Annotated in this window: 7 protein-coding genes and 1 pseudogene; 5 read left to right on the top strand and 3 right to left on the bottom strand. The window is 67.1% G+C overall.

Annotated elements, in window-relative coordinates:
- Positions 1–124, top strand: a pseudogene (locus AC5P56_RS18855) (IS110 family transposase); the annotation flags it as partial.
- A gap of 274 nt (positions 125–398) precedes the next feature.
- On the opposite strand, the gene AC5P56_RS18850 reads toward AC5P56_RS18855, so the two are convergent.
- Together AC5P56_RS18850 and AC5P56_RS18845 are read right to left on the bottom strand one after the other, a co-directional pair.
- Entirely contained in the window at positions 399–878 is a 480-nt protein-coding gene (locus AC5P56_RS18850) for a tRNA (cytidine(34)-2'-O)-methyltransferase (protein WP_495231850.1), read from the bottom strand.
- A 69-nt stretch (positions 879–947) separates the two neighbouring features.
- Positions 948–1,424: an XAC0231 family protein gene (locus tag AC5P56_RS18845; protein ID WP_014645542.1), complete on the bottom strand. Its 477-nt coding sequence runs from the start codon at positions 1,422–1,424 to the stop codon at positions 948–950.
- A 416-nt stretch (positions 1,425–1,840) separates the two neighbouring features.
- Here AC5P56_RS18845 and AC5P56_RS18840 point away from each other — a divergent pair, with 416 nt between their 5' ends.
- The 4 genes from AC5P56_RS18840 to AC5P56_RS18825 all read left to right on the top strand — a co-directional run bounded on the left by AC5P56_RS18840 (position 1,841) and on the right by AC5P56_RS18825 (position 7,373).
- On the top strand, positions 1,841–4,690 hold the full coding sequence (locus AC5P56_RS18840; protein WP_126411591.1) for a M16 family metallopeptidase: 2,850 nt from the start codon (positions 1,841–1,843) through the stop codon (positions 4,688–4,690).
- A gap of 214 nt (positions 4,691–4,904) precedes the next feature.
- Positions 4,905–5,222: a DUF4156 domain-containing protein gene (locus AC5P56_RS18835; protein WP_005407628.1), complete on the top strand. Its 318-nt coding sequence runs from the start codon at positions 4,905–4,907 to the stop codon at positions 5,220–5,222.
- A gap of 103 nt (positions 5,223–5,325) precedes the next feature.
- Complete coding sequence (locus AC5P56_RS18830; protein ID WP_014035559.1) at positions 5,326–6,342, top strand: 3-oxoacyl-ACP synthase III; 1,017 nt, start codon at positions 5,326–5,328, stop codon at positions 6,340–6,342.
- A 140-nt stretch (positions 6,343–6,482) separates the two neighbouring features.
- Positions 6,483–7,373, top strand: coding sequence for an alpha/beta fold hydrolase (locus AC5P56_RS18825; RefSeq protein ID WP_014645544.1), 891 nt, complete (start codon positions 6,483–6,485; stop codon positions 7,371–7,373).
- Between the two features lie 111 nt (positions 7,374–7,484).
- On the opposite strand, the gene AC5P56_RS18820 is transcribed toward AC5P56_RS18825, so the two are convergent.
- Positions 7,485–7,916 (bottom strand): YkgJ family cysteine cluster protein, encoded by a 432-nt coding sequence (locus tag AC5P56_RS18820; RefSeq protein ID WP_029380125.1) that lies wholly within the window; start codon positions 7,914–7,916, stop codon positions 7,485–7,487.
- Positions 7,917–7,973: the final 57 nt, after the last annotated feature.

Below are 7,973 nucleotides of genomic sequence, written 5' to 3'. Positions count from 1 at the left end.
TTACGCTGGCCTGAAGGCCAAGGGCAAAGCGAGCAAGGTGGCGCTCGTGGCGGTCATGCGCAAAATGCTGGTGATCCTCAACGCCCGTAAGCGGGACGCCGAGGTGGCCCTCGGCTGCCCCTGACAAGACAGTTGCTACTGCGCGGCTGTTGGGTCCGCCTTGAAGCGAGCCGAGCACCGCAGGTCCGGTGGGGGCGAAGAGGCGCGGGTGTCTGAGCGCAGCGAGTTCCGCGCCGTCCCCCGGCGGGCCGAGGAGCGCAGGGTACCGGTGCGCAGCACCGGCTCGCGGATGGCGGCGCGTTTCTTTTGGTTACTTTTCTTTCCGCGCGGAAAGAAAAGTAACGCCCATGAACGCATGCGCGCGCTTCAGCAGTCGGGCGCAAGGGAGAAGCATGGCCTCACGCGCCGCCGGCAAACCCATGCTGCCGCCACGCCTCGTACATCACCACGGCAACGGTGTTGGAAAGATTGAGGCTGCGGTGGCCCGGCCGCATCGGCAGGCGCAGGCGGCGGCCATCCGGCAGCGCATCGAGCACGTCCTGCGGCAGGCCACGGCTTTCCGGGCCGAACAGGAAGGCATCGCCATCTTCGAACGCCACGCTGTCGTAGCGGACGCTGGCACGCGTACTCAGGGCGAACAACCGCTTCGGTGCGATCCGCGCCAGCGCGGTGTCCAGGTCGGGGTGCACCTGCAGGCGCGAGTACTCGTGGTAGTCCAGGCCGGCGCGCTTGAGCTGCTTGTCTTCCAGTGCGAAGCCGAGCGGCTCGACCAGGTGCAGCTGCGCGCCGGTGTTGGCGCAGAGCCGGATCACATTGCCCGTGTTGGGCGGGATTTCCGGTTGGAACAGGATTACGTGGAACGGGGGCGCGGCATTCATCGGCGCAGTGTACCTGCGACGGCGGCCGCCTCTAGGGCGCACGCCCTGCGCTGGGCAGGGCGGCACCGCTTACGGGCGCAGCAGGACCTGGGCGGTTTCGGTAGCCAGGGCCTGCAGGTCGGCAGCGCTCGGACGCACCTGCAGGGCCGGCAGGTTGACGATCACCTGGTTGGCGACGCTGGTGGCAGCGGCAGCCAGGGTGGCGGCGTAGCGCTGGGCTTCCAGTTCGGCGGCCAGGGCGACGCGCTGTTCCAGGCTCGGGCGCACTTCCACCGAGGCCAGGGTGGTGATCGGCATCGCGGCGGCGACCGGGGCGGCGACGTAGCCGTTGCGCTCGGCCAGCTGGTCGGCGCTCGGGCGCACTTCCACGGTGGCCAGGGTCGGGATGCCGCTGGCCTGTTCCCAGGCCTGCTGGGCCAGCTGGTCGGCGGCCGGGCGAACCTGCACGGTGGCCAGGGTCTTGATGGATTCGGAGGCCTGCACCGACGAAACAACCGCGGTGCCGGCGATCAGGGCGATGGCGATGGCAATGGTCTTGGCGTTCATGACGGGGCCTGTTTAGTGTTGGTGATCAGTGGTGTGGTAGTAAGGTAGTACACCAATTCTGGGGATGCAAGAAGAATTTTCGATTTCCTGCATTTGTTCAGTCTTCAGTCAGCTTGAGTCTGAAGCCCTTCCTGGCGCAGGAAGTACCAAGCAATCCCCGTGCCAACTTTTATTCATTGATTTACAAGGGTTTTTTATCAATCGAAAAGTGTCCGGTGGGCGGACACCTGTCCATTCGATATGCCGCGGACACTGTCCGGACGCCTTCAGCCGGCACATGTGACGGTTCACGCCCCCCGGCTGGGGCCGGGCCGGATGGCCTTCAGGGCAAACACCCCCAGTGACTGGCGACCGATTCCTGCCGTTGCCTGCGCAGGCTAGGATCGGGATTCACCTATGTGACCAAGGATCCGGATATGTCTCTCGCCCTTCGCCCGCGCGCCGCATTGCTGGCCGTCGCCCTCAGCACCGCCCTGGGCACGCTTGCGCCCACCTCCGCGCTTGCCGCCAGGCCGACGGCACCGGCCAAGGTCGATATCCCGTACGAGCAGTTCACCCTGCCCAACGGCCTGCGCGTGATCGTGCATACCGATCGCAAGGCGCCGATCGTCGCGGTCAACGTCTGGTACCACGTGGGCAGCAAGGATGAGCCGGCCGGCCGCACCGGCTTCGCGCACCTGTTCGAGCACCTGATGTTCCAGGGCAGCGAGAACCACGACGGCGAATTCTTCGAACCGTTCAAGCAGGTCGGTGCCACCGGCCAGAACGGCACCACCAACACCGATCGCACCAACTACTTCGAGAACGTGCCGACCACCGCGCTGGACATGGCGCTGTGGATGGAGTCGGACCGCATGGGCCATCTGGTCGGTGCGATCGACCAGGCTGCGCTGGACGAGCAGCGCGGCGTGGTGCAGAACGAGAAGCGCCAGGGCGAGAACCAGCCCTACGGCCAGGCCTGGGACCAGATCAACAAGGCGCTGTATCCAGTTGGCCACCCGTACCACCACGGCGTGATCGGCTCGATGAACGATCTCAACGCGGCCTCGCTGGATGACGTGAAGACCTGGTTCCGCACCTGGTATGGCCCGAACAACGCGGTGCTGGTGCTGGCCGGCGACATCGATCTGGCCACCGCCAAGGAGAAGGTCGCCAGGTACTTCGGCAGCATCCCCGCTGGCCCGACCATGGCGCAGCCGGCGGTGAACGTGGCCAAGCGCAGTGCCGATACCCGCGAGACGATGACCGACAAGGTGCCGCAGGCGCGCATCTACCGCGCCTGGAACGTGCCGCAGGTCGGCACCGCCGACATCGACCAGTTGCAGCTGTTCTCCGAAGTGCTGGGCGGCGCCAAGTCCTCACGCCTGAGCCAGCGCCTGCAGCACCAGGACAAGCTGGTGGACAGCATCGGCTCGGGCCTGTCGACGTCGCAGCTGGGCTCCAACTTCGTGATCGTGGCGACCGTCAAGCAGGGCCAGGACCCGGCCAAGGTCGAGAAGATCATCGACGAGGAACTGGACCGCCTGATCAAGCAGGGCCCGACCGCGGCCGAGCTGGAGCGCGCCAAGACCGGCGCCCGTGCCGGCTTCATCCGTGGCATCGAGCGCATCGGTGGCTTCGGCGGCAAGGCCGATGCGCTGGCCGAGTGCGCGGTGTTCACCGGCGACCCGGGTTGCTTCCGCACCTCGCTGGCCAACATCGAGAAGGCCAGTGCCGCCGATCTGAGCCGCCTGGGCGCAGAGTGGCTGGACAAGGGCAGCCACACCCTGGTGATCGCACCGGGTGAGCGCGTGGCGCTGAAGGAAGAACCGAGCCAGACGCCGAAGCCGTTCACCGTGCCGGCGGTGGACCCGAAGTACAGCACCCTGCCGGAACAGGTGGACCGCAAGGCCGGCGTGCCGCAGACCCGCGAGTTCCCGCAGCTGAAGTTCCCGGCACTGCAGCGCGCCACGCTGAAGAACGGCACCCAGGTGATCCTGGCCGAACGCCACGAGATTCCGGTGGTGCAGTTCAGCTACCAGTTCCCGGGCGGCTTCAGCGCCGACCAGGGCCGCAAGCCCGGCACCGCCAACTTCACCATGAGCCTGATGACCGAAGGCGCCGGCAAGCTCGGTTCGCTGGCCTTCGCCGACGCCGCCGACGCACTGGGCGCCAGCCTGGATGCCTCGGCCGGCCTGGACTCGATGAGCGTGGACCTGTCGGCGCTGAAGGAAAACCTGGCACCGTCGCTGGCGCTGTACCGCGACCTGCTGCGCGAACCGCGTTTCGAGCAGGGCGAGATCGACCGGGTCAAGGCGACCTGGATCGCCGGCATCCAGCAGGAGAAGGTGAACCCGGGTGCGGTGGCCATGCGCGTGCTGCCGCCGCTGCTGTACGGCAAGGGCCACCCGTACGCCATCCCGTTCACCGGCAGCGGCGACGAGGCGGCGATCAACGGCCTCACCCGCGAAGATCTGGTTGATTTCCACCACGACTGGCTGCGCCCGCAGAATGGCACCCTGATCGTGGTCGGTGACACCACCTTGGCCGAGATCGTGCCGCTGCTGGACAAGCAGCTGGGTGACTGGAAGGCGACCGGCGAGGCGCCGCAGGTGAAGGCGGCCACCGATGTCGCGCTGCCGAAGGGCCCGCGCGTGTTCCTGATCGACCAGCCGGGTGCGGTGCAGGCCAACCTGTTCGCCGGCCAGGTGGTGGCGCCGTCCAGCGCCGCCAGTTCGACCCGCTTCGACATTGCCAACGGCGTGATCGGCGGCGACTTCACCTCGCGCCTGAACATGAACCTGCGCGAGGACAAGCACTGGTCGTACGGCGCGCGCAGCAGCGCGACCAGTTCGGTGGGCCAGCGCCCGTGGATGGCCAGTGCGCCGGTGCAGATCGACAAGACCGGCCCGGCACTGGCGGAAATGCGCAAGGAGATCGCCGCATTCGCCGACGGCAGCAAGCCGGCCACCGCTGCCGAAGTCAACCGCATCCGCAACATCCAGACCCTCAGCCTGCCCGGTGCCTACGAGACCGCCAGTGCCGTGGCCGCGACCATCGGTTCGATCGTGCAGTTCAAGCGCCCGGACGACTATGTGCTGCGTCGCAAGGCCGAGATCGAAGCGATGACCCCGGCGCAGGTGCAGCAGGCCGCTGCCGAGATCAAGCCGCAGGCCCTGACCTGGGTGGTGGTGGGCGATCTCAAGCAGACCGAAGCGGCCGTGCGCGCGCTGAACCTGGGCGAGGTGACGGTGATCGACGCCGAGGGCAACCCGGTCAAGAAATAAGGCACGACCCGGCCCGCCTGTGGCGGGCCGGCTCCCCCGGTAGTGCCGGCCGCTGGCCGGCAACCCCTTAAGGGGTCGGAGCCCCCTGCGGGGGATCCGACCCCTCTGCCGACCTGGGGTCGGATCCCCCGCAGGGGGCTCTGACCCCGGCCCCGGCTACCCCCGATTCAGGCTGTTCAGGCAGAATCGCCCCATACCCTTCCAGGATCTGCCCATGCGCGTTCTGCTGCTTTCCTCTCTGCTGCTCACCGTCACTGCCTGTACCTGGGTGCCGATCGAACCGGCCGGCAAGGCGACCCGCGTGTTGCCGGCAGGTCCGGTTCCGGCCGGCTGCATCGCCAAGGGCGAGGTGGTGGTCACCGTGAAGAGCAAGGTCGGCTTCTACAACCGCAACCCGCTGCGCGTGCAGGAAGAGCTGGAAACCCTGGCCCGCAACGAGGCCCCGAGTGCCGGCGCCAACGCCGTACAGGCCGCCGCCGCGCCCGCAGATGGCAGCCAGCGGTTCGCCGCGTTCCAGTGCCCGCCGCGCTGAACGCTTCACCATACGGCCAAGCCTGAATTCGTAAAGATGCGGTGAAGGCCCCGGGGGTTATAGAATAGCGCCCCCTTTTGCCTGAGCCTTGGCGCTAACCTCGATGCTCTTCAAGAATGTCTCGATCGCCGGCCTGGCACACGTTGATGCGCCGCATACGCTGACGACCAAGGAAATCAACGAGCGGCTGCAGCCGACGTTGGATCGCCTCGGTATCCGCACCGACGTGCTCGGCGATATCGCCGGCATCCATGCCCGCCGCCTGTGGGACAACGGCGTGCTGGCGTCCGATGCCGCCACCATGGCCGGCCGCAAGGCGCTGGAAGACGCAGGCATCGATGCGACGCAGGTCGGCCTGCTGGTCAACACCTCGGTCAGCCGCGACTACCTGGAGCCGTCCACCGCCTCGATCGTGTCGGGCAACCTCGGCGTCAGCGACGAGTGCATGACCTTCGACGTCGCCAATGCCTGCCTGGCCTTCATCAACGGCATGGATATCGCGGCGCGCATGATCGAGCGTGGCGACATCGACTACGCGCTGGTGGTGGATGGCGAGACCGCCAACCTGGTGTACGAGAAGACCCTGGAGCGCATGACCGCCCCGGACGTCACCGCCGACGACTTCCGCAACGAGCTGGCCGCCCTGACCACCGGTTCGGGCGCCGCCGCGATGGTGATGGCGCGCTCGGAACTGGTGCCGGATGCACCCCGCTACAAGGGTGGCGTGACCCGTTCGGCCACCGAGTGGAACCAGCTGTGCCTGGGCAATCTGGACCGCATGGTCACCGATACCCGCCTGCTGCTGATCGAAGGCATCAAGCTGGCCCAGAAGACCTTCACCGCCGCGAAGATCGCCTTGGGCTGGGCCGTGGAAGAGCTGGACCAGTTCGTGATCCACCAGGTCAGCCAGCCGCACACCGCTGCGTTCATCAAGAACTTCGGCATCGACCCGAAGAAGGTCATGACCATCTTCGGCGAGCACGGCAACATCGGCCCGGCCTCGGTGCCGATCGTGCTGAGCAAGCTCAAGCAGCTGGGCAAGCTGAAGAAGGGCGATCGCATCGCACTTCTGGGCATTGGTTCCGGCCTGAACTGCTCGATGGCTGAAGTGGTCTGGTAAGCAACCCGCTGCCCGACCTCCTGTAGAGCCGAGCCTTGCTCGGCTCACGCGCGCAGCGCGGCTCTTCCGCAGCGGACCGGAGAGCAGCCGAGCATCGGTTCGGCTCCACATTGCGCCGCGACTCTCCCTAGGTGCTCCGCATGCGCGATCTTCCCGGTTACCCCGCCCACCCGCAGCGCTTCGAGGTTCGCCCCGGCCTGTCGATGAACTATCTCGACGAAGGCCCGCGCGATGGCGAAGTGGTGGTGATGGTGCATGGCAACCCGTCGTGGAGCTATTACTGGCGCACGCTGGTGGCCGGCCTGTCGGACACATACCGCTGCATCGTGCCGGACCACATCGGCATGGGCCTGTCGGACAAGCCCGATGACAGCCGCTACGAGTACACGCTGCAGTCGCGCGTTGATGACCTCGATGCGCTGCTCAAGCATTTGGGCATCACCGGCCCGGTGACCCTGGCGGTGCACGACTGGGGCGGCATGATCGGTTTCGGCTGGGCGCTGTCGCACCACGACCAGGTCAAGCGCCTGGTGGTGCTCAATACCGCCGCGTTCCCGATGCCGGCGGCGAAGACGATGCCGTGGCAGATCGCGCTGGGCCGCCACTGGAAGATCGGCGAGTGGATCATCCGCAGCTTCAACGCGTTCTCGTCCGGTGCCTCGTGGCTGGGCGTGGAGCGGAAGATGCCGGCCGACGTGCGCCGCGCCTACGTGTCGCCGTACAACAGCTGGGCCAACCGCATCAGCACCATCCGTTTCATGCAGGACATCCCGCTGTCGCCGGCCGACAAGGCCTGGTCGCTGCTGGAGCGGGCCGGCAAGGCGCTGCCGTCGTTCGCCGACCGACCGGCCTTCCTCGGCTGGGGCCTGCGCGACTTCGTGTTCGACCACCACTTCCTGAAGGGCTTCCAGGCCGCGTTGCCGCAGGCCCAGGTGCATGCCTTCGAGGACGCCGGGCACTACGTGCTGGAAGACAAGCACGAAGTGCTGGTGCCGGAGATCCGCGCTTTTCTGGACAAGAACCCGATCTGATCGGTGTGCCGACCAACGGTCGGCACCCACCCCTTCCTCTTCCGGTGGGTGCCGACCGTTGGTCGGCACACCCGAAGGGTTCATGAGGTTGCCGGCCAGCGGCCGGCACTACTACGCCGCGACCGGTGCCTGCGGCGGTGAGGACGGGCTGTTGCCGTTGTCGTCCGGGTGATCGTCGTCATTGTCGGCGTCATCGCGCCAGCGCCAGTCGGCCAGCGTCAGCGGGTCCAGGCCGTAGGCGATGCGTGCCTTGTCGCACTGCGGGCTGGCCTTGCCGTACTCCCACGATGCATCCACCTCACGGCACACGCTGGGCCGGTTGGGGTGAATGGTGCAGCGTGAGTACACGCCGATCTGCGCGTCCAGCGCCACGCAGCGCACCGGCTTGGAGTGGGTGCCGCGCATGCACAGACGGTGCGGGTCCAGCACCTCGGTCAGCTGGTGCGGCACGCCGCCGGGGGTGACCTCGTCCGATTCCATCCAGTGGAAGGCCACGCGGTATTGGGTGCAGCAGGCGCCGCAGGTCATGCAGGGATGTTGCATGGGCAAGCCGCCTCGGGCGGCAGTCGGAATCAGGAACGAGGGTGCGGATTTTCCACG

The sequence above is a fragment of the Stenotrophomonas sp. YJH_SMC_131 genome, assembly GCF_059367975.1.
This window is presented reverse-complemented; position numbering and strand designations above follow the sequence as displayed.